Source organism: Acinetobacter sp. GRABPA_MV_2 (genome assembly GCF_056725885.1).
Genome location: NZ_JBWZNA010000071.1, coordinates 1 through 396, shown reverse-complemented (window position 1 = coordinate 396; position 396 = coordinate 1). Strand labels below are relative to the sequence as shown.

1 protein-coding gene is annotated in these 396 nt (G+C 47.5%); it reads left to right on the top strand.

The features are described from left to right. A partial coding sequence (locus ACXM0J_RS18865) for a 3-oxoacid CoA-transferase subunit A (RefSeq protein WP_304457414.1) occupies nt 1-396 on the top strand: 396 nt, incomplete at both ends.

Genomic DNA, 396 nt, shown 5'->3' with positions numbered 1-396 from the left:
CTTAAAGCTGGTTCGGTTAAAAAAGTCATCTGTTCTTTTCCGCGTCAGTCTGACTCTTATGTGTTTGATGAATTGTACCGTGCTGGAAAGGTTGAGCTTGAAGTGGTCCCACAAGGTAATTTGGCTTGCCGTATTCAGGCAGCTGGTATGGGGCTTGGGGCGGTATTTACCCCAACAGGCTTTGGAACACTTTTAGCTGAAGGCAAAGAAACCCGTGAGATTGATGGGAAAGATTACGTACTCGAATATCCGATCAAGGCTGACTTTGCCTTGATTAAAGCCTACAAGGGCGATCGCTGGGGCAATCTGGTTTACCGTAAATCTGCACGTAACTTTGGCCCGATTATGGCGATGGCTGCGGATGTCACCATTGCTCAGGTTTCTGAAGTGGTAGAG